The organism is Bacillus sp. AY2-1 (assembly GCF_008368965.1).
GTDB classification, from domain to species: Bacteria; Bacillota; Bacilli; order Bacillales; family Bacillaceae_G; genus Bacillus_A; species Bacillus_A thuringiensis_S.
This window is the reverse complement of sequence record NZ_QPEL01000061.1, coordinates 1-22,633: the sequence shown is the minus strand read 5'-3', so window position 1 is coordinate 22,633 and position 22,633 is coordinate 1. Positions and strand designations below refer to the sequence as shown.

Sequence of the window (22,633 nt, the reverse complement as noted above, 5' to 3'; positions counted from 1 at the left end):
GGGCAACATAAAACCTTAGTTTGATAACGATATGGCGCTACTCATAAAAAAGAAATAGGAGAGAATATCCTATTTCTTTTTATTGATATAATAAAATGTAATGAATAGATCCAAAGTAATGATAATAATTAGAAGTAACAAGTGTATAAGTGCATCAGTTTTTCCGTTTAGTAAAGACTTTACAAAGAAATCCCATTCTGTTTCATAGGGAGGTTCTACCCAATTTCGTTGCAGACCTAATACCATTCCATTTATAAAATAGACAATACTTAATAGAATCCTTCCAACAAATAAGGCAGCTGTTTTTATATTCCAATCCTTTATCTTGATTACATAAAGGATTGGAAATAGTATCAGTATCCAAAAAACAATAATAAAGACTGTATTTCCCATTCTCTCCTCCTAACAAAATGATTGTATTTTTAATCTTGGTAAATTCTTAGGTTGGAGGTATGTTTCATTGTTACTGGTTAAAAACAAGGACCGTAATTCCGGCTCCTTTTCTATCCCGCAAAATAAAGGTTTGCTTTATCTCTCCGTCTCAAAAAACTCAATCCACTCTCCATCAGGACCAGCGAAGAATATGTAACGTGTTCCATCTGGTAATGTTTCGACTTCTTCTCCTAGTAAAAAGGTTACTGTGTGTTTCTTTAGTCTTGTGATTTCTTCTTCTAATGAATCTACCTTAAAGCAAATGTGATGTACTTTTCCTTCTGCCGGAAGAGAAGAATTGTAGCCTTCAATTAATTCAAGTATCGTTTCCTTCGATTCTTCTACACCTAAAAAAGCGAGTTTTAAGTCTGGGTTTGGGTGTCCCATTCGCTTAATGAGCTGTAAGCCAACTACTTTTTCATAAAAAGTAATAGATGTTTCTAAGTTTGCAACCATAAGTCCTACGTGTTCAATTCTTCTAACTGGCATGTAGATTCCTTCTTTCTGAAAATTATATACAATATATTATTGAAAATTAAGAAAATAAGCAAGATAAAAACCTTACAAATTTAAGCGTGTTGTATGGTATAGTGAGAAAGTATGTTTGGGGAGAAGGAAGGAGATTATACGATGAATATACCTACTCAAACTCCTTCATTATCGGAAACGATGAAAGAGTGGCATTATGCATTAGCATATGAAATTAAACATTGGAAAACGATAGGTGGTAGTAAAATTTCTATCATGAACGGTCGTTTTTTATATACAGATTATGAGAATACAGTGTATGTATTTCAGCTTATTTCGGAAGTAAGTTTACCTGAAGGTTCACCAATTCGAATTGAGTTCGATGGTGAGGAAGCGACAGGAGAAGTATTATCTGTACATGGATTAGAAATAGAATTGAAATTAAATGATTATATACAAGGTGAAATAAGAGAAGCGGTTTTATACAGTGAACCGTGGCAACTTTTAGAGCAACTGCAAGAGCGATTGAAAGAAGCACGTAAAGATAAGCTAAAACGTAATCGTATAAAGCGTCTCGTTGATGGGACGAGCAGTCCGAAGCATATTGAGAAGATGAAAAATCCGAAAAATGAACTAGCATATCGTTCGTTTTACAATCCGACAACGTACGTATGGGGACCGCCTGGAACAGGGAAGTCGTACAATTTATCACGTATTATTTCGGCTCATTACCAAAAAGGAAAATCGGTACTTGTGTTAGCTCATAGTAATGCGGCAGTGGACGTATTAATGAGCGAAGTAACGAAACAAATTGAGAAGAAAAAGAAATGGACACCTGGCGAAATTGTTCGTTACGGTTATAGTCAACATGAACATATACGAAATCATGAAACATTACTTACGTCGAAGCTAGTTGAAACGACGAACGGATCTTGGGGAGAAGAAAGACTCTATTTAGAAGAAACACGACAAGATCTTCGTGAAAAGATTTTATCATATAAAGCGACTTCTGCTGATAAGAAGCGTATACAAGAGATTGAAAGTGATCTTCGAAAGCAAAAAGCGAAAATTAAAGAAGTAGAAAAAGAATATATTGAAAATGCGAAAGTAATTGGTGCAACTCTATCAAAATGTGCAATTGATGCGCTAATTTATGAGCGTACATTTGATTTAGTTGTCGTAGATGAAGTGAGTATGGCGTTCGTTCCGCAAATCGCATTAGCTGCTTCACTTGGAAAACGTATCGTTGTTTGTGGCGACTTTTTACAATTACCTCCAATTGCGATGGCGAACCATGAACTTGTTCGCAAATGGCTTGGGGAAGATATGTTTTACCATGCTGGGATTGTTGAGTCTGTTAATAAATCAGAAGCACATCCGAACCTATTTATGTTGCAGGAACAAAGACGTATGCATGCGGATATATCGAAGTTTACGAATTCGTTTATTTATAAAAATAGAGTATACGATCATCCTTCTGTTTCAGAGCGTAAAGAACTTGCGCAATTGCAGCCGTTCGCAAATGAAGCGAGTGTTTTATTTGATACGAGCCAAATGGGAGCTTTTTCGTTAAAAGATGCGGCTTCTGGTTCACGTTTTAACATTATGTCTGGTTTAGTAGCGATGCAAATGATGTTAATCGGATTGTTAGACGGTGTTCAGTCGATTGGTGTTGTGACACCTTACAGGGCGCAGTCACGCTTTTTATCAACGTGTATTAGAGAAATGTTGCAGAGAACGAAATATCAAAACATACCAGTTTTAGCGGCGACAGTTCATAAGTTCCAAGGTTCTGAAAGAGATATGATGATCTTTGATACGGTTGACAGTTATCCGCAAGAACGACCTGGCGTATTATTCTTTGATCACAAAAACCATCGCCTCGTCAATGTAGCAGTGACAAGAGCGAGAGGGAAGTTCATTCAATTATCAGATTGCCATTATATGCGTAAAAACCTTTCGAGAAAACAAGCGTTATCACAATTAACAGCTCATATAGAACGTCATGGAGATGTGTATGATCGCACGACATCAAGACAATTGTGGGAACGGAAAATTTCGAAACGTTTACGCTGGTTTATGGAAATGAATCTTGAAGAGCCGAAAGGGTTATTAAAAGATATTTTAGCCGCAAAACGAAAAATTATTATTTCACTTCCAAGTACAAAACAAGTGGATAAGCGAGTATGGCAAGCGTTAATGCGTACAAATGCACAGATAACAGTTTATAGTGATGGACCAGTTCCACTGAAAAATGTAAAGTTACAAAGACAAAATAAAGCATTCCCGTTTATCGTAATTGATGATGAAATCTTCTGGGCAGGCGCACCGCTTACATCTCAAATGATGTTTGAAGGTAGTACAGAATTTCCGTACGTATGTGCCAGACTGCAAGCGCCAGAAACAATTGGTGTATTAAAAGGATTTTTAGATATTCGGTAAATTCGGATAGGAATTCCTTGACTTTTATTTGGAATGAACTTAGAATGAATGTAATTTAATATAATTTTATGAAAATTCTTATCACGAGAGGTGGAGGGACTGGCCCTATGATACCTCGGCAGCGGATTCGTTATGAATACTGTGCCAATTCCAGCAAGGTAACTTGAAAGATAAGAAAGAAGCTCATTTTGATTGTATATACAGAAGCCTCTTTCTATCTTTTAGAAAGAGGCTTTTTTACGTGAAAATAAAAGGAGGAAGAACAATGGGAGCGACAGGAGTAACGTCACAAAGAAAAACAATTGAAGAGAGTATCGAAAGAAATAAGGAAAAGTACATAGAAACAAGTCATGATATTCATGCGAATCCGGAGATTGGAAACCAAGAGTTTTACGCATCCAGAACGTTAAGCTTATTACTAGGTAGTGCAGGATTTCAGCTGCAACACAATATAGCTGGACATGAAACAGGTTTTATCGCGCGAAAAAGTTCAGGAAAACAAGGACCAGTCATTGCATTTTTAGCGGAGTATGACGCTTTACCAGGACTAGGTCATGCGTGTGGTCACAATTTAATTGGCACAATTAGCGTTGCAGCAGCAATCGCATTATCAGAAACGCTTGAAGAAATTGGCGGGGAAGTTGTCGTGTTTGGTACACCAGCAGAAGAAGGCGGGCCAAATGGTAGCGCGAAATCAAGTTATGTAAAGGCAGGTTTATTTAAAGACATTGATGCGGCGCTTATGATTCATCCGAGCGCAAAGACAGCGACAACGAGTCCTTCATTAGCAGTCGATCCACTTGATTTTCATTTTTACGGAAAAACAGCTCACGCTGCAGCCTCACCAGAAGAAGGGATTAATGCATTAGATGCGGTTATTCAGCTTTATAACAGTATTAACGCACTTCGCCAACAACTTCCGTCAGACGTGAAAATTCATGGCGTTATTACAGAAGGCGGAAAAGCACCTAACATTATTCCTGACTACGCCGCGGCAAGGTTCTTCATCCGCGCAGCAACGCGAAAAAGATGTGCAGAAGTAACAGAAAAAGTAAGAAACATTGCTGAGGGAGCAGCGTTAGCAACAGGTGCAAAAGTAAAAATTCATCAATTCCAAAATGAAATCGATGAATTACTCGTAACAAAAACATATAACGATATCGTAGCGGAAGAATTAGAACTATTAGGTGAAGAGGTAAATCGTAAAGAAAGAGTAGGGATCGGTTCAACCGACGCAGGAAACGTAAGTCAAGTCGTACCGACAATTCATCCGTACATTAAAATCGGACCAGATGACTTAATTGCACATACGAATGAATTTAGAGAAGCAGCACGTTCAGAACTTGGAGATAAGGCATTAATTACATCGGCAAAAGCATTAGCAAATACGGCGTATCGATTAATTACGGAAGAAGGGTTGTTAGAGAAGGTGAAGGAGGAGTTTAGAGAGGCACAGAGGAATCAGGGGTAAGGCACTTTTTCGAATATAAATCTAATTCATATGCAGAAATAATAGAAAAGAACATTGAAAAAAATCAATGTTCTTTTCTATTTATGAATCATTTGTTTCTTCATTAATTTTGAGGATGAATTTCTTTAGTGATATCTTGGATCTGGTCTAGTCTAGTTTAATAGTAACGGTGATCTGTGAGTTCGAATTGCATTAAAGGATAATAACTAGAGAATGTGTTGTAATTAAAATTTATATTTCTATATTAATTTGTAAAATAAATTCACTTTATGTTATTATATTTCCCTTGGACTGACAGTTTATAAAATGTATAGTGAATATTTGAAAAGTTGAAATAGGGGATGTATTACGTTGAAATGGTTATCTTGGGACAGAAATTTAAAAACTAGATTGATTGGCGAAACTATGTTCAATACATTGTTTTGGATGTATTTTCCGTTTATGGCAATATACTATAGCGATGCTTTTGGTAAAGCAATTGGCGGAATTTTAATGGCAATTATACCTCTTGTAGGCATAATAGGTAATTTGTTAGGTGGATATTTAGCTGATCGATTAGGGCGTCGACCTGTCATGCTATTAGGCACAATCATACAAGTAGCAATGTTTGCAGTTTTTGCTTTATCTCATTCACATTGGATTAATTATTTAGCCTATATCGGTATTGGAATTAGCGGGGCAATATACAGTCCAGCAAGTTCTGCAATGATAGCTGATATAGTGCCAGAAAAGGATAGAAGGGTGGTCTTTGCCACTTTTGTTACAGCAAATAATATTGGTGCTGTATTTGGACCAGTGTTAGGTTCATTTTTCTTCTTTCATTATCGAAGTGAATTGTTATGGACTTGTACAATTGTTACATTTATTTATTTTATAGCAATCTATTTCATAATTAGAGAAACGCTGCCCGAAGCTTCTAAAAATGATGGAGATAACAATCCAATATCAAAAATCTTTAAAGAACAATGGAATAATTATATGAAAATTTTTAGTGATAAAATTTTCTCTCTTTACATATTTGCGGGAGTTTTGATTATGATAGCTTTCATGCAGCTAGATCTTTATCTTGCATTATATGTAAAGGAATTTGTACCAACTCAATCTCTTTTCTCATGGAATATTGGTTCATTCTCTTTGAGTAATACTGAAATTTTCGGATGGATGATGGGGTTAAATGGCATTTTGTTTGTTTTATGTTCTTTACCTGTTGCAAAATATTTTGAGAATTGGAGCGACCGAAACGTTTTAATTGTCTCTAATATATTATTTGGAATGGGTATGTTTCTAATAGGGTTAACAACGAATATATGGCTACTATTTGGCTTTATGGCAATATTAACTATTGGGGAATTGATTCGTTCGCCAGTTGTACATAGTTTTGTCAGTAAATATGCACCTGAAAATTCTAGAGGACAGTATATGGCAGCATCTAATTTACAATTTACCATTGGGCGTTTTATTGCACCAATAATGATTGTATTTTCTACATGGCTATCTCCAATTGTTGTGTTCGGAATTATATTGCTTTGTACCCTTGTTAGTGCAGTTTTCTATGTGAAAGTATTTCGTATGATTTCAAATACAAACATGCATAATTCTACAAAATAGCCCTGTTATGCAGGGCATTTTGTAATTTAATAACTTAAAAGTTCTGTTAAGAGAAAGAAGAGAAGAATATATTAATCAAAAAAAATTGATTAATTAGTTGCATAAAGAGCTAAACTACATATATACTATAAATATCAAAAAAAATTGATGAAGGGAGAGTGAACTAAAATGGCACAAGATTTTCAGCTCTATGAGAAAAAATTTAAAGCGTTGGCGGATCAGAAACGTTTAGAAATTATGTATGAGCTTTGTCAGCGAGGTCAGACGTGTGTATGTGATTTAACTGAAGTTTTTGAAATGACGCAATCCAAGTTGTCCTATCATTTAAAAATCTTATTAGATGCAGGTTTAATTGTAAAAGAAACAAAAGGTACGTGGAGTTATTATGATTTAAATGATGCGGAAGTAAATAATTTATTATCAGAAGAATTATGCTGTATCTTTAGAAAAACAGGCAAAGGTAGCTGCTGTTAAAATTTTATTCTATTAATCAAAAAAAATTGATTAATTACATATAAAAGAGAGAAATTATCTATGAAATATATTTTGGTTTTTCATAGAAGAAGGGGGATAAAATGAAACGTTTATCTTTTCTAGATCGATATTTAACACTATGGATTTTTCTAGCTATGGCAGTTGGAATTGGTTTAGGGTTTGTGTTTCCTAGTGTAGTAGATGGACTGAATACATTACAAGTTGGAACGACGTCTATTCCGCTTGCTGCTGGTTTAATTGTCATGATGTATCCACCATTAGCAAAGGTTCGTTACGAGGAAATGGGCCGAGTATTTAAAGACGTAAAAGTATTGGTTTTATCTTTAGTACAAAACTGGATTATCGGACCTGTACTTATGTTTGTTTTAGCAATTATTTTTCTTCCTGATAAGCCAGAATACATGGTCGGGCTCATTATGATTGGTTTAGCACGCTGTATTGCCATGGTAATCGTTTGGAACGATCTTGCAGATGGGGATAAAGAGTATGCAGCAGGTTTAGTGGCTTTTAACTCAGTATTCCAAATGCTATTCTTCTCCGTTTATGCATACGTGTTTGTAACAGTCATTCCAGAATGGTTAGGAATTGAAGGGGCTATTGTCGATATTACAATGGTAGAAGTAGCGAAATCCGTGTTTATCTATTTGGGAATTCCTTTTATAGCAGGTATGTTGACGCGATTTGTACTCGTTAAGTTAAAAGGTAGACAGTGGTATGAAAAGGTATTTATACCGAAGATTAGTCCACTTACATTACTTGCATTACTATTTACAATCATCATCATGTTCTCCTTAAAAGGGGAGATGATTGTTAGTGTGCCACTAGATGTGGTAAGAATAGCGATTCCGTTACTCATTTATTTTATTGTAATGTTTTTTGTATCTTTCTTTATGGGAAGGAAAATTGGTGCCAACTATCCGGTAACTACAACGTTAGCATTTACAGCAGGTAGTAATAACTTTGAGTTAGCAATTGCTGTAGCAGTTGGTGTGTTTGGTATTCATTCGGGCGCAGCATTTGCAGCTGTTATCGGACCGTTAGTGGAAGTACCTGTAATGATTGCACTTGTAAACGTCGCTTTTTGGTTTAAGCGTAAATATTTTAATAATCAACCAGTATAATTAAAAACAAAGGCGGAAAACAACATGGAAAATAAAAAGACAATTTATTTCTTATGCACAGGAAATTCATGCCGAAGCCAAATGGCAGAAGCATGGGGCAAACAATATGTAGGGGATAAGTGGAATGTATATTCTGCAGGTATTGAAGCACATGGAGTAAATCCAAATGCTATTAAAGCGATGAAAGAAGTTAATATTGACATAACGAATCAAACATCAGATATAATTGATGTAAATATTTTAAATAACGCTGATTTAGTTGTTACCCTTTGTAGTCATGCGGATTCGGTTTGTCCTTCGACACCTCCGCACGTAAATCGTGTTCACTGGGGATTTGATGACCCGGCAGGAAAAGGGTGGTCTGAATTTCAACGTGTTCGCGATGAAATTGGAAAACGTATAAAGAGATTTTCTGAAACAGGGGAGTAAATAAAGGAAAGAGTCAATCTTCTATTGTATGATTGGCTCTTTTTTTATTGTACATAGTTATGACTGCATTGGTTCGCATAAATTACCGAAAAGCAGAGGATATTCTGTTGGGTTTATAAAGTTAGAAATGTATTTAATCATGTAGGTGTTCATAAATAATAAAGTCATATAAAAGATAATAAAGTTGCTTAGAATTAGAGGTGGTATGATGAATAATCACACTATCTTTCCCTTTTTATGTATAATTAAATAAAGGGATTTTTGGATATTGAAATAAAGGGTAGTATATTAGCGCAAGGGGGATAATGATGGATAAGTTGTTACAAGAAATCATAAATTGGTTAAAGATGAGAGATGAACAAATTGTTATCGGTATTTCAGGACATGGTGCAGCTGGAAAAACAACGTTTACTAATAGACTCGTAAACCTACTAAATCAAAATGAAGTAAATTATATTAATACAGATCCTTACATTGTTAGTTCGGATATCCGTAAGCATGCAGTGATTCACTATACATATCAAAATGAAAATCATCGTTATAAAATGACAGCTTGTCATCCAGCTGCGCACCATTTGGCAGCTTTAGAAAGAGATATTCATATGGTTAGAGCTGGGATAGATTTTTATACGATAGATACGCATTATATGAAAAGTAAGTTGATTTCTTCGGAAAATAAAGTAACGATTGTGGAAGGAATGAGCGCCGCATTTATTAATCCTGATTTATTTGATTTGAAAATTTATTTTTATACAGATGGCGAAACGGAACTAATAAGAAGATCAAGCCGGGATATAGCTGAAAGGGGAGCCGATATAAATTATTTAAGGCAGTCTCATGAAGAACGCCGGATTCAATATGAAGTATTTATGCATTCGTATAGTCAGCGTTTTGATATCATTATCAAAACCTCTGATGAAACAATATGTATAGAAAAAAATACATTTGAGTTTTATAAAGTTTAAATGAAAATCCTCAATTTGTTAATTGCATTATAACGGTTATTTTTTCTTATTTAGTACTTGTATTAAACAAATGTATTATTTAATCAATAATACATTCACTATGAAATAACTAGATTTTTAAAAAGATTTAGTAGCCTTCTTTCATCTACATAGATAGAAGGCTATTGTAATTTTGGCGACAAAATTACATAACTTTATTATTACTCCACAGTAGGATAGAATTCTTTATTTGAATACATTAGGTGTATCTTAAAAATCCTCACTTTAAAAGGTTTTTATTCGGAAGTACAAGAATGAATTTTTGCATGAAAGGGGAATAGGGTGAAACGTATAATAAGAAATGTAGTAATAAATTATTTTAAAGAAATTCATTCACTAATAGTGGAAGAAGAATTACATAAGAACAGTTGGCATACCGATCTACACTATAAAATTATCGTAAATGGAGATCGGTATTCCGCACGGTTTATCAATAGCGATCGAACAATCAATCCAGCTTTTGGGCCGTTATCAAATGAACAATTGAAAGAGCAAGTACGATTTACGTATTATTTACGAGAGCATGGAATCCCATTTATGCAGATTAAGGAGAATCAGGCGGGAGGGTCATTTACATTTGTTACTTGGAATGATGAACAGTACCGGTTTGTATTGTCTACTTGGATTGAAGGGGAGCATGTTACTCATTGTACAGAAACAATGGCAGAGATTTTTGGAAAGGAAGCAAGAAATATACATGATATTTCTAGTACATTTCAAAGCTCGACTTTTCAAAAGAAATCGCATTTAGATGGATATGGTGAGTTTATAAAGCTATTAGAAAATAAAGGTGGTACATGTAAGGAATTGCGGGGGTATATAGAGCTCGCTAAGTGTCATATAGAATGTGTATATACGAATAATTTGGAGTTTATTGTACAAACCGATTTAAATCCTTTGAATGTTTTATGGGGATCAAGTCAAAAGGTAAAAGGAATTGTGGATTTTGAATCTATTAGTTATGTTGACCGCGTTGAAGGGTTAGCCTTTTTAATAAAGTGGTATTCTCGAACAGAAGGAATACACTCGCATGAAGTATGTTCAAGTGTTGCTAGTTCATTTTTAGAAGGATATAAGGCTAATAATATTTTAACCTCAAACGATTATAAAAGACTGTCTTCATTATTATGGTTATCTGGTAGTTTGAATTGGAATTTTGTGAAGAAAACGCTAAATGTATTAGAAGATGCGGGGCAGCTAGAGGAACATTTTGAAGTTTATAGAGTGAGAGGAGAAAGACTATCTTCATTGTTAATTTGTAGATAACATTTATTGTCCTAATTTACGATTCAAAAAAGAAACTATATGGGGTGTCCGAAAATGAAAATACAAATTGTATTGTTTGATGGCTTCGGAGAACTTGTCTCTTTCGCGCCGTTTGAAGTACTGAAAAGAGCAATAGAAGAAGGGGCTCCGTTTACAGTTGAACTCGTATCAAGTGAACGAAAACAAGAAGTTACTACCTCGTTTGGAGTTACGGTTACACTACATGATTTTTTACGAATGGATAATCGCCCAGATTTGTTAATTGTACCTGGTGGTGGCTGGAATCATAAAGCTGAACATGGGGCACGAAAGCAAGCAGAGCTTGGAACACTGACAGAAACGATTAGAGAGATGCATAATGAAGGAACGATTGTTGCGGGAGTTTGTACAGGAGGTATGCTACTAGCAGCCTCAGGTATATTGAATGGTAAAAAGGCGACGATGCACCATTTGGCACAGGGTGAAATGAGTAAATATGGGGCAGAACTTCTTTATTACCGAATTGTAGATCAAGGCGATATTATTACTGCAAGAGGAGTTACTTCAGGAACTGATTTAGCTCTTTGGATTACGGAAAAGTTCGCAAGTTCTAAAATTGCAGCTGCTGTTGAATATAGAATGGAATATGAGAGGCGAGGTGTTGTTTGGAAGTAATTTAATTATATTTTTTGCTGCAGAGCGTATCAAATATTGTAAAAGAGAAAGAGCCAACTCATACGAGTAGGTTCTTTCATTTATATACTATATTGCTTATTTTTTCACAGTAATATCTTTTTCAAAAAATCATAAAATAGATAATATATTTTGTTCCACATTTCTAATTATTTTCTTTATATATTTATAAATTAGTAAAATTTAGTTTACAAATTTTCATATAGCTTATATAATTTGACTCATATAAAAAAGTTTCCTTAAGGAAACTTAAGCGCGGGTTTACATTCGCTTTATATTTTTTTGCTTAAAAGTTGCCTTTGCGCAAAATAATTATATACACGAAAAAAAGAAAGGGGAATGCATAAAAAATGGGTGAGGCTATAATTGTTAAAGATTTGTTTGTATCGTATCAAGGGAATCAAGTAGTTCAAAATGTCTCCTTCGATATTGAAAAAGGGAAGCTCGTTGGAATTATTGGTCCAAATGGAGCGGGGAAATCTACTTTAATGAAAGCTGTATTAGATTTAATCCCAAATGATAAGGGATATGTCCAAATTCTTGGAGAGGATATTCGAAGCGTTAGAAAGAGTGTTGCATATGTACCGCAAAGAAGTGATATAGATTGGGACTTTCCGATTACAGTTTTAGATGTCGTGCTAATTGGAACGTATCCATCTTTAGGTATGATGAAAAGACCGAAGAAAGAGCATCGGGATTGGGCGTTTGATTGCTTAAAAAAAGTCGGAATGGAAGAGTTTAAAAATCGCCAAATCGGTGAGTTGTCAGGTGGACAACAACAACGTGTCTTTTTGGCGAGAGCTTTAGCGCAAAAGGCGGAAATATTCTTCTTAGATGAGCCGTTTGTCGGAATTGATGTAACAAGTGAAGAGACAATCATTAAAATTCTTAGGGAACTACGTAAAGAAGGAAAAACGATTGTCGTTGTCCATCATGATTTAAGTAAAGCAGAATCGTATTTTGATACATTACTATTAATGAATAAAAGTTTAATTCATTACGGAGAAGTACGCCAAGTATTAGAACCAACTGTTATGTCAAAAGCGTATGTGAATCAAGGAATATTGTTTAATAATGCAGCGGAGGTACATTCATCATGAAGATTGTAGAATTTATAGATGCATTAACGCAGTATAGTTTTCTGCAGAAGGCGTTATTAACTTCCGTTATGGTAGGAATTATCTGTGGTGTCATTGGATGTTTTATTATTTTACGAGGTATGGCATTAATGGGTGATGCCATTTCACATGCTGTTCTTCCAGGAGTAGCGCTTTCTTATATGATTGGAATGAACTATTTTATAGGAGCGGTTTTAACAGGTGTTATTACTGCAGTAGGAATCGGATTTGTAAGTCAAAATAGTCGTATTAAACATGATATGGCGATAGGAATTATGTTTACATCTGTTTTCGCTGTAGGGATTATTTTAATTACCTTTATGAAGAGTAGTTCTGATTTGTATCATATTTTATTCGGGAATGTCTTATCCGTTCGTTCTTCTGATATGTGGATGACACTGATTATTGGAGTGGTCATTATTGGTCTTGTAATGTTGTTTTACAAAGAATTACTCGTATCCACGTTTGATCCAACGATGGCGCAAAGCTATGGATTACCGAATAAATGGATTCATTATGGCTTAATGATTCTCCTTACAATGGTTACAGTAGCTTCACTTCAAACTGTTGGAATTATTCTAGTCGTTGCGATGCTTATTACACCAGCGGCTACAGCGTATTTATTAACAAACCGTTTATGGGTCATGATTTATTTAGCAGCAGGCATTGGTGCGCTTTCATCTGTAGTAGGGTTATATTTTAGTTTCTCTTATAATCTTGCTTCAGGTGCAACAATTGTTCTTGTCGCAACATTCTTGTTCGGATTGGCATTCTTTTTCTCACCGTCACAAGGTTTGTTTTGGAGAGCTATCAAAATTAGAAAAAATAGAGCAGAGTTGTCATAATTGATTGGAGGATAATGATGAAATTTAAAAATGTTGTATTATCGGTAATTTGTATTTTTGTATTTGCATTAACAGCGTGTTCGAGTAACACAAATGGAAAAGAAGAGGGTAATGGAAAATTAAAAGTTGTAACTACATACTCCATTATATATGATATGGTGAAGCAAATTGGTGGAGATAAAGTTGAGATTCATAGTCTTGTTCCAATCGGAGCTAACCCGCATGAATATGATCCACTACCAAAAGATGTTATGAAAATGACAGATGCAGATATGGTATTTTACAATGGGCTAAACCTAGAAGAAGGTGGAGCGTGGTTTAAAAAGCTATTAAAAACGGCAAATAAATCAGCGAAAGATGCACCGGTTTATAAAGTAAGTGAAGGTGTAGAAGCTATTTACTTAGAAACAAAAGGATTAGAAAAAGAACCAGACCCACATGCTTGGATGAATATTAAAAATGGTATTTTATACGCTGAAAATGTGAAGCAGGCATTAATTAAAGAAGATCCTAAAAATAAAGAGTTCTATACTAAAAATGCTGATGAGTATGTAGCAGAACTTCAAAAGTTACACGATGAGACAGTAAACAGAATTCATCAAATTCCTGAAGAAAAACGTTTCTTAATCTCTAGCGAAGGTGCTTTTAAATACTTTGGAAAAGCATATGACATTAAGACGGGATACATTTGGGAAATTAACTCAGAGAATCAAGGTACGCCAGATCAAATTAGAGATGTTGTAAGTTTAATTCAAACAAACAAAGTGCCAGCTTTATTTGTTGAAACAAGTGTAGATCGACGTAGTATGGAAACTGTTTCAAAAGAAACAAACGTGCCAATTGCAGGGACAATTTTTACAGACTCACTAGGTAAATCAGGTGAGGATGGAGATACTTACTTAAAAATGATGAAATGGAATATAGATACCATTATTAATGGGCTACAAAAGTAGGATTTATCTGTTTTTCAATGTAGCGTAACTATTGAATTTTTATAAAATAAGAGATGAAAGAGCTAGCTCATATGAGTTGGCTCTTTTATTTATCCCAATATTTGCGGGCGGATAAGATTTCCTCCTTAAAAATTCAGCGAATGGGAGGGAGGGCTGCCCGTAAAATCCCACTGAATATGTACTAATAATCAGTGGGGGTGACAAAACTTCTACTAATTAAAGTTTCATTTTATAATTTTTACTTTATTAAAAGTAGATTTGTTAGAAAGGATAATCATTTATTGATATAATGAATGGATGCGTGGCAGGAAATAGATAGAAAGATACTGCTAGTAATTTATACTTAAAATGTAGGGAGATTGAACAGAGTTATGGGGAATGAAAAAGAAATTAGTTCCGCTAAATTAATATGGAAGATGACGCGCCCACATACATTAACGGCGACGTTTTCTCCTGTAATTTTAGGAACAGTGGCATCACTTTATGTTGCCAAAATTGATTGGCTTTTATTTATTGCGATGATGCTTGCATGTTTAGCATTGCAAATCGCAACGAATTTATTTAATGAGTACTATGATTTCAAACGTGGATTAGACACTGCTGAATCCGTTGGCATCGGTGGCGGAATTGTCCGTCATGGATTGAAGCCAAAAAATGTGTTAACAGTTGCGCTTTTATTATATGTCGTAGCAGCTTTTATTGGCATTTATATTTGTATGAATAGTAGTTGGTGGTTAGTGGTTATTGGTTTAATTGGAATGGCGGTTGGCTATTTATATACAGGTGGTCCATTACCAATTGCGTACACTCCGTTTGGAGAATTAGTTTCTGGATTGTTAATGGGGACATGTTTTGTACTTATTGCTTTCTTTATTCAAACAAATACGATAACGATTGAAAGTGTATTGATTTCCATTCCAATTGGGATTTTAGTAGGTGCAATCAACATGTCGAATAACATCCGAGATATCGAAGAAGATATTAAAGGTGGAAGAAAGACGTTGGTAATCCTCCTTGGGAGAGAAAAAGCAATAGTAACACTAGCTGTAGCCTTTTTCATTGCTTATTTATGGATTGCGGTGATTGTATTGATGGGTTATATAAGCCCTTGGGCATTAGTTATGTTCCTAGGTTTGAGAAAGCCAATCTCTGCTATTCAAAGTTTCCAAAAAGGAGCAAAGGACCCTGGGTATATGCGCATCGCAATGAAATCAACAGCAATGACAAATACGATTTTTGGCTTCTTATTATCGGCAGGATTATTAATTAGTTATCTGTTTTAGATAAAAAATCTTGTTAAATAACTTAACCCCAATTTCTCAATTTTAATATGGAGAAATTGGGGTTTTTATTTTGACTTTGTTTAATGCTAAAAACAGTTTCATTTGAAATATAAATACCAATAAATTGCAACTTCATCATTTTCAATATCTAAACCTTTATAAACAAGAAAATCAAACCCACCAATTACAAATCCACATTTTTCATAAAATTTACATGCTGCGACATTATTATTTTGCGTTTCAAGCATGATCCCGGGCATGTTGCCTTCTTTTGCCCATCGCTTTGCCTGATCAACCAATCTTTTACCAACTCCGAGTGTACGATATTTTTTATCCACCGTTATATCTTCTATGTAAGCATAGTGATTCCAATTCTTTTTCAATACCATTAATCCAATGATTTGGTTATGTAACAGTGCTATGTAAATGACTTGATTAGGTTTATTTATATATTCATTGTAAGCCAGTTCTTCATTATCATCTTGATTTTGTAAATAACTTTTTTCATAACTTGGAACGTCTTCTACTGTATATTCTATGCGTCTATTTACTTTGGAAAGAGAAAGAATTAACCGAGCATTCACTATAAAACTGTCATCGATCTTCGGGAAATTGTCTAAATCATTTTTTTCTAACTCTCTAATTAAAAGATTCATCGGAGCACCTCCACATAATAATATTTCTTCTAGTTCTTTATTTGATTCAAATTAATTCCAATTACAAAATTATAATAGAATTTCAATAGTATGGCTAACTCAGTATTTTATCTTTATAACAGTATACTATTATCTTGATATAAAAATTTTGTTTAGAAAGAGTAGTATTTTTTATTTTGGATGTATATCCAGTTTTCAAATTTAACTGTATTAGAGAAAACAATATTTTTCTAAAGAGTGGATGCAGTACGCTATTCTTTAACTAATTTCGACATTATCTGCATTTTATCTTCACCTTCCTCTATTAATCTATTTATTGTAAATATCAACTGGAGTTAATGCTTAGCTGTATAAATAATGAATATGAAAATTAGTAGGGAAAGGATCGAAACATAATGAAAGAATCACAAAATAAGAAAAAAACAAATGTAGGAACTAAGGCAATACTATCTCTAGGGGTTGTTTTAGCAACGACCTTTTTCACATTCTTTTTAATTGGGAAATGGAACTCTATCCCAGCGAAGGGAGTAGCTAATGAAAGTAGTAATCAAGTTAATACGCAACAACAAGAAAAGAAAAAGGAAACACCACCAGCAAAACAGAAAAGACCTGATGGAAAACCGGTAGGAAAGGTTGTTTATTTAACATTCGATGACGGTCCTAGCGAATTAACTGGGAAATTTTTAGATGTACTAAAAGAGCAACATGTTGCTTCGACATTTTTTATGCAAGGTAGCAATTTACAGAATACCGCTTTTCAGGAAAACGTAAAGCGAGCAGTAAAAGAAGGACATTATATTGGTGCTCATAGTATGACACATAATAGTGATAAGTTATACAAAAAAGGACAATTTGTACCGGAGATGAAAGAAACGTTAGCTCTTATCCATAATATTACGGGTACAACTCCTAAACTAGTTCGTCCGCCATATGGATCTGCACCAGGATTAAAGGGCGAGGAAATTCGTAACCAAATTGTAGAAGCAGGAATAAAAGTTTGGGATTGGACGATAGATTCAAATGATTGGAAATTAAAAGGTAATCCACAGCAAATTATAGAGAATGTAAAGCGTACAACAACAGAAGATGTGGAAGTAGTTCTAATGCATGAAAAACCACAAACATTACAAGCGCTTCCTGAAATTATTAAATTTTATAAGGAAAAAGGATATGAATTCGGGGTATACAATGAAGCGGATCATTTTCAACTAAACTTCCAGAAAGATCAACGTCTATAGTATCAAATAAATAAATTAAGAGCATGTTCTGATTCATCTTTCTTCAGGACATGCTTTTTTTGCTTGTTTCTATAAGCTCATTAGTACCAATTTAACAAAGCATCAGTTACAAGTTACTTTATGGATACCTCATTTTAGAATAACTAACTTATAGAAAAAATTGAATAATTTTCATGTGTAAGGAGATTTTAAGAAGGATATAGAGGGGATATTTTCCTTTTGTTTTCTAGATAAATGATTACTTACCCAAAACATTATAGTGGAACGGTTTCTAAAGCTTGTCTGTCAAGAAATCCTAACACTAAAGTTCAAGTATAAAAACATAAACCACTCGATAAATGGGGTAGTATGATGAAAAAACTTAGTAGAAAGCGTTTGAGAAAAGATATTCAGGAACTTGAGAGTGCAAGTATGCTGCTCCATAATAATCAAGAGTGTGAACTCAAGCAGAATGTATCTGCGAATGAAGAAGTTTTGAGACAAGTTTTTGAAAATTGTTCCGATATTGTTTTTCGTCCAATAATCATAGATAGTCAAAATGAAATTCTTTTTATTTATATAGATGGATTAGTCGACACTAAAGTTGTGGAACAAGTTGTTTTGAAACCAATGATGTTCGAAGGTCTGCCTAGTGGAGTAAAGAGTGTGGATTCGGTAGGAGAAATTATACAAAATCAGCTAATTGCGGTTTCTCAAGTAAAGACAATCTCTAAAGTTCGTGAGGTTATAGAAGCAGTATTGAAAGCGAATATCGTCATTTTAACAGAAGGAGAGAGTCAAGCTCTAGTCGCTGATTTAAAAGGTTTTGAAAAACGAGGTATTGAAGAGCCGGCTGCCGAGATCTCTGTTCGTGGCCCTCGGGACGGGTTTACGGAAACAATAAGGGTCAATACGAGCCTGATTCGCCGAAGAATTCGAAGCCAAAAACTAAAAATGGAACCTTATTCGATTGGGGAATTGTCACAGACAGATGTGGTAATTGCCTATATTGAGGGAATTGCACCTGATTCGGTTTTGGATGAAGTTCGCCAAAGGGTAAAGCGAATTCAAATTGATGGAGTGTTGGAGTCAGCTTTCATTGAAGAGTTTATTGAGGACCAACCCTTTTCTCCCTTTCCACAAATTCAAAATACTGAGCGGCCAGATGCGGTTTGTGCAAGTTTATTAGAGGGGAAAGTCGCCATTTTAGTAGATAACACACCTTTCGTTTTGATCGTTCCTATGACATTTTGGACAGGTCTGCAAGCAGCGGAGGATTATTATGAACGCTCCATCTACACAACTTTTGTTCGATGGATTCGTTTAATATTAATTAATATTTCATTATTTCTTCCTTCTCTCTATGTTGCTATTACAACCTTTCATCCTAAATTAATTCCGACAAATTTGCTTATTAGTATTGCAGCTGCGCGAGAAGGCATTCCTTTCCCGGCTGTCATAGAAGCGCTAATGATGGAGTTTTTATTTGAAGGTTTGAGGGAAGCGGGGGTTCGGTTACCAAAACCTGTTGGATCCGCAGTTAGTATTGTCGGAGCACTTGTTATCGGGCAAGCTGCTGTGCAAGCAGGTATTATTTCGGCACCTTTGGTCATTGTTGTGGCGACGACCGGTATTGCGTCATTTGCGTTCCCGCGCTACAACTTAGGAACAGCTTACCGGATGTTACGCTTTCCTATGCTGTTATTGGCAGGAATGCTCGGGCTATACGGTGTTGCAATAAGTACCCTTGCGATTTTGATTCATTTAACTAACATTCGTTCTTTTGGCATTCCGTATTTAAGTCCAGTTGCACCTCAGACTCCTCGTGATTTAAAGGATGTTTTTCTCCGAACACCTCGTTGGAATATGACCCACCGCCCAATAATGGTATCTGGTGAAGAGAAAGTCCGTTTTCCAGGTGGACAAAAGCCAGATGAGAAACGGGGAGGGGAAACAGAATGAGTCTGCACAAGGCACTCTGTATGATACTGGTCATTTCTTTATGCTTCTTGACGGGATGTTGGGATCGGACAGAATTAAATGATTTGGCAATAGAATTAGGATGGGGACTTGATCAAGCCAAGAATAATAAGATTGAAATTAGTGCTCAGTTTATTATTCCATCAAAAATGGGAATGGGACAGAGCGGAAGAAGTAATGCAGGAAAAGCGTTTTTTACAGAATCGGGAACGGGAAAGGATACACATGAAGCTATACAAATGATGCAAACAAAAATGTCGAGAGAAATTTTTCGAGGGCACCAGCGTGTAATATTGATTGGAGAAAAAATGGCTAAAAGTGGTCTTGCTCCAGTTTTAGATGCATATAGCCGCGATCCTGATATTCGATTACGAGTAGGTGTGTTCGTCATAAAAGGGAATACTGCAAAAGATTTTCTGAAAGCGTCCATCCCTTTAGAGTCTATCCCGGCACTTGGGGCACTTAAAGAGCATATGCAAATAGAGGCAGCGGGAGATATGTCTTTGTTAAATTTTCTTATTGCTGGTACGAGTCATGGAATCACCCCGATTTTGCCCGTTATTAAACTAAATATGTCTCATAAAAAAGGTAAAACCGAGGTCAAAGGGTTTCAAATTGTAGGCGGTGCTATATTTAACAACGATTTCAAATTGGTAGGATACTTAAACATGCAGGAATGGTTAACTACTCTTTGGGTAGTGAATCGTTTAAGTAAACAGACAGTTACAGCAACGGCCTCTAAAGGAAATGGTAGTGCAAGTTTATATATGACAAAGATCAATAGAAAAATCATGCCTACTATACAAGGGGACACAATTAAGTGTGACATTGTTTTTTCTGGTGAAGGAACAATTCAGGAGAACAATACGAATTTAGATCTTTCGCAGCCAAAAAATCTTACTCTTTTAGAACAAGTATTGGAAAAACAGTCCGAAAAGGAAGCTCTCCAAACTATTAAAAAGGTTCAAAAACAATACGGAACCGATATCTTTGGATTTGGAGAAGCCATTCATCAAAAATATCCATCCGAATGGAAAGGGTTAAAAAAGAATTGGAGTAAACAATTTCGAAAAGTGGAGGTTTCTGTTCGTACAAAGCTTACTATTCGGCGAGTAGGACTGACTGGACCACCGTTTCAGTTGAAGAAAAATGAAATGAAAAAATAAGGAGGGATATAGAGTGTGAGAAATTCGATGAAAATCTCTGGGAGGCAAATCTTTTGGATGATGTTCACATTTGAAGTGGGACAATCCCTTCTTCTAGTTATTCCAGCGACGATTCGTACGGTCAAACAAGATGCGTGGATCTCGATTTTGATTGCAGGAGCGATAGGGGTTGCTCTTACTTTTTTGGCAACTACACTTGGTTCGCTTTATCCGAAACAAACTCTCATTGAATTTAGTCAAACTATTCTTGGTAAATGGCTAGGAAAGCTGCTGATGATTCCTTACTTCTTTGGGTGGTACATGATAATTTGGATAACCGTCCGTGAATTTGGTGAGTTCATTATTATCGCTTTGTTTCATAATACACCTTTGTGGGTCATTGTCTTTACTGCGATATTATTGCTCATTTTTATCATTTACCAAGGAGGGGTGGAAGGTGTTGGACGTTTAAGTGAAATCATAGGGCCAATTGTACTTTTAATGATAACGTTTGTAATCATTTTGAATGTTGGCAATATGAATTGGGATTATATGCAGCCTATTTATCACGATTCTGGTTGGCTTCCCATACTTAAAGGTTCCTATACTCCTGTAGCCGCATTTTTTGGAGAGGCTGTTATGATGATGATGTTCGTTTTCTTTATGGATAAACCAGAGCAAGCGTCATCAAGGGCGATGTTGGGGGTAGGATTAGCCGTTTTCATGGTAACGATCGGAACATTAGCGGTCATTTTAACATTCGGTCCGAATTTATCTTCAAGTTTTTTGTATCCGGTTTACGATTTGAGCCGATACATATCTGTCATGGAGTTCATTCAAAATGTGGATATTTTGATAGTTATTATTTGGTTTTTTAGTATTTTTGTGAAATTGGCGTTATACATGTTCATCGCTTGTTATGGAACAGCGCAAATATTTCATTTGAAGGATTGGCGAAAAGTAGCGTTAGTTCTTGCTCCTATTTCGTTCATCATAGCTGTGTCAGTTAAAAATATCCAGACATTTACCCATTATTACTACATATTTTTCGTAATTCCAATTGCATTTCCCGTTTATGAGCTAGGGATTCCTTTACTGTTATTGGTGGTTGGCAAAATTCGAAGGAAATATGCATAAACCCAATCGTTAATATGTTTGGAGGACAGGTATACTTTTAGTTTTTTGACTAATATAAAAAGAGAAAAATCCTACTTATAAGTGTAGGATTTTTCGTTTGTATATTACGTTACAAGAGTTTTCTTATTTTCTCCGGAATGTCCTTTTTAGAAATGTATGCAACAGAGTCTTTATAGTAAGAGTATTATGTTGGAGATAATCAAAAAAACGTATATTGCAATATAAAAATTCACTTTAATACTAAAGGATACATGACAACGATTCCTATAAATTCTTCTCAATAATTGAAAATAAAATCAATCCAGATTATTATATTGTTATTGTAATTACATTTTATTGAAGGAGGATACAAAGATGAAAAACTCAAAAGGCTCTATTGAATCAGAGATAAGCAAAGCAATTACTCACTGGGAAAAGGACTACCTAGGACGCGGGTCTATATCCGTTAAGACAGATATATTACGGGATATGATTATCGTAAATTTACAAGGTGTTTTAACGCCGGCTGAATATACGGTTTGCGAAACAAAAGACGGTATGCTAACGATAAAGAAAAATCGTTCGGAGCTAGTTGAATCTGGAATTGATGATCTGAAAGAGATTATACTAGAATTAACTGGAGAAAAAGTGAAAAGCTTTCATACGGATATAAGCTCCCGTACAGGCGAACGAGTAATGATTTTTAAATTGCTTCATAATCTTGAGGAGAAATTTTAAAAATACCTTAAGGTTAGTGGAAGGATTAAGAAACCTACAAGTTTTGCACTTTATTAACAGGCTAATAATTAAAAACTTGAAGTTATTTAGGTATAATAAATCTTAATTCTAATAACTCTTAAAAAACGGATAAAGAAATTGACAAACTGCTTAATATGGTTTATCTTATAATTG

Annotated in this window: 21 protein-coding genes and 1 riboswitch; of the genes, 18 read left to right on the top strand and 3 right to left on the bottom strand. The window is 35.0% G+C overall.

Annotated features, from left to right (window positions below):
• Window positions 1-69 precede the first annotated feature (69 nt).
• Both DN403_RS15275 and DN403_RS15270 read right to left on the bottom strand, forming a co-directional pair.
• Window positions 70-393 (bottom strand): hypothetical protein, encoded by a 324-nt coding sequence (locus DN403_RS15275; protein ID WP_000528636.1) that lies wholly within the window; start codon window positions 391-393, stop codon window positions 70-72.
• 135 nt (window positions 394-528) lie between these two features.
• Window positions 529-921, bottom strand: a complete 393-nt coding sequence (locus DN403_RS15270; RefSeq protein ID WP_001145295.1) for a VOC family protein — start codon at window positions 919-921, stop codon at window positions 529-531.
• 111 nt (window positions 922-1,032) lie between these two features.
• Between DN403_RS15270 and DN403_RS15265 the strand changes: the two genes are divergently transcribed.
• The 13 genes from DN403_RS15265 (at window position 1,033) to menA (ending at window position 15,607) form a co-directional block, all read left to right on the top strand.
• Entirely contained in the window at window positions 1,033-3,342 is a 2,310-nt protein-coding gene (locus DN403_RS15265; RefSeq protein ID WP_002162750.1) for an AAA domain-containing protein, read from the top strand.
• A 75-nt stretch (window positions 3,343-3,417) separates the two neighbouring features.
• A riboswitch (SAM riboswitch) is annotated at window positions 3,418-3,519 on the top strand.
• An 88-nt stretch (window positions 3,520-3,607) separates the two neighbouring features.
• Entirely contained in the window at window positions 3,608-4,813 is a 1,206-nt protein-coding gene (locus DN403_RS15260; RefSeq protein WP_000501375.1) for a M20 family metallopeptidase, read from the top strand.
• A 351-nt stretch (window positions 4,814-5,164) separates the two neighbouring features.
• Entirely contained in the window at window positions 5,165-6,421 is a 1,257-nt protein-coding gene (locus tag DN403_RS15255; protein WP_000871750.1) for an MDR family MFS transporter, read from the top strand.
• A 168-nt stretch (window positions 6,422-6,589) separates the two neighbouring features.
• Entirely contained in the window at window positions 6,590-6,895 is a 306-nt protein-coding gene (arsR, locus tag DN403_RS15250; RefSeq protein ID WP_000046018.1) for an arsenical resistance operon transcriptional regulator ArsR, read from the top strand.
• A gap of 101 nt (window positions 6,896-6,996) precedes the next feature.
• Window positions 6,997-8,037: an ACR3 family arsenite efflux transporter gene (gene arsB / locus DN403_RS15245; protein WP_000826541.1), complete on the top strand. Its 1,041-nt coding sequence runs from the start codon at window positions 6,997-6,999 to the stop codon at window positions 8,035-8,037.
• Between the two features lie 24 nt (window positions 8,038-8,061).
• Entirely contained in the window at window positions 8,062-8,466 is a 405-nt protein-coding gene (gene arsC / locus DN403_RS15240; protein ID WP_000428371.1) for an arsenate reductase (thioredoxin), read from the top strand.
• Window positions 8,467-8,774: 308 nt separating this feature from the next.
• On the top strand, window positions 8,775-9,431 hold the full coding sequence (locus DN403_RS15235) for a uridine kinase family protein (protein WP_000359529.1): 657 nt from the start codon (window positions 8,775-8,777) through the stop codon (window positions 9,429-9,431).
• Window positions 9,432-9,752: 321 nt separating this feature from the next.
• Window positions 9,753-10,736 (top strand): phosphotransferase, encoded by a 984-nt coding sequence (locus tag DN403_RS15230; protein ID WP_000821336.1) that lies wholly within the window; start codon window positions 9,753-9,755, stop codon window positions 10,734-10,736.
• Between the two features lie 54 nt (window positions 10,737-10,790).
• Window positions 10,791-11,390 carry a DJ-1/PfpI family protein gene (locus DN403_RS15220; RefSeq protein ID WP_000701571.1) on the top strand — a complete coding sequence of 200 codons (600 nt, stop codon included), beginning with the start codon at window positions 10,791-10,793 and terminating at the stop codon, window positions 11,388-11,390.
• Between the two features lie 368 nt (window positions 11,391-11,758).
• Window positions 11,759-12,508 carry a metal ABC transporter ATP-binding protein gene (locus DN403_RS15215; protein WP_000503232.1) on the top strand — a complete coding sequence of 250 codons (750 nt, stop codon included), beginning with the start codon at window positions 11,759-11,761 and terminating at the stop codon, window positions 12,506-12,508.
• A complete protein-coding gene (locus DN403_RS15210) occupies window positions 12,505-13,371 on the top strand; it encodes a metal ABC transporter permease (RefSeq protein ID WP_000706183.1) in 867 nt (288 codons plus the stop codon). The genes DN403_RS15215 and DN403_RS15210 overlap by 4 nt, the downstream gene beginning before the upstream one ends.
• Before the next feature lie 17 nt (window positions 13,372-13,388).
• Window positions 13,389-14,324: a manganese ABC transporter substrate-binding protein/adhesin MntA gene (gene mntA / locus DN403_RS15205; protein WP_000669597.1), complete on the top strand. Its 936-nt coding sequence runs from the start codon at window positions 13,389-13,391 to the stop codon at window positions 14,322-14,324.
• A gap of 371 nt (window positions 14,325-14,695) precedes the next feature.
• The gene (gene menA, locus DN403_RS15200) at window positions 14,696-15,607 is read left to right on the top strand and encodes a 1,4-dihydroxy-2-naphthoate polyprenyltransferase (RefSeq protein WP_000526088.1); all 912 of its coding nucleotides are present in this window, start codon (window positions 14,696-14,698) and stop codon (window positions 15,605-15,607) included.
• A 98-nt stretch (window positions 15,608-15,705) separates the two neighbouring features.
• Here menA and satA read toward each other — a convergent pair whose 3' ends face one another.
• A complete protein-coding gene (satA, locus tag DN403_RS15195; protein WP_001050464.1) occupies window positions 15,706-16,263 on the bottom strand; it encodes a streptothricin N-acetyltransferase SatA in 558 nt (185 codons plus the stop codon).
• 395 nt (window positions 16,264-16,658) lie between these two features.
• On the opposite strand from satA, the gene DN403_RS15185 reads away from it, so the two are divergent.
• From DN403_RS15185 to DN403_RS15165, 5 genes are all read left to right on the top strand, one after another.
• Entirely contained in the window at window positions 16,659-17,501 is an 843-nt protein-coding gene (locus tag DN403_RS15185) for a polysaccharide deacetylase family protein (protein ID WP_000665156.1), read from the top strand.
• A 348-nt stretch (window positions 17,502-17,849) separates the two neighbouring features.
• Window positions 17,850-19,442, top strand: coding sequence for a spore germination protein (locus DN403_RS15180; RefSeq protein ID WP_002082521.1), 1,593 nt, complete (start codon window positions 17,850-17,852; stop codon window positions 19,440-19,442).
• The gene (locus DN403_RS15175; RefSeq protein ID WP_149185560.1) at window positions 19,439-20,626 is read left to right on the top strand and encodes a Ger(x)C family spore germination protein; all 1,188 of its coding nucleotides are present in this window, start codon (window positions 19,439-19,441) and stop codon (window positions 20,624-20,626) included. Before DN403_RS15180 ends, DN403_RS15175 begins: the two co-directional genes overlap by 4 nt.
• A 27-nt stretch (window positions 20,627-20,653) precedes the next feature.
• Window positions 20,654-21,742: a GerAB/ArcD/ProY family transporter gene (locus tag DN403_RS15170; protein WP_033689334.1), complete on the top strand. Its 1,089-nt coding sequence runs from the start codon at window positions 20,654-20,656 to the stop codon at window positions 21,740-21,742.
• Window positions 21,743-22,096: 354 nt separating this feature from the next.
• On the top strand, window positions 22,097-22,459 hold the full coding sequence (locus DN403_RS15165; protein WP_000798170.1) for a Na-translocating system protein MpsC family protein: 363 nt from the start codon (window positions 22,097-22,099) through the stop codon (window positions 22,457-22,459).
• The last annotated feature ends 174 nt before the right edge of the window (window positions 22,460-22,633 follow it).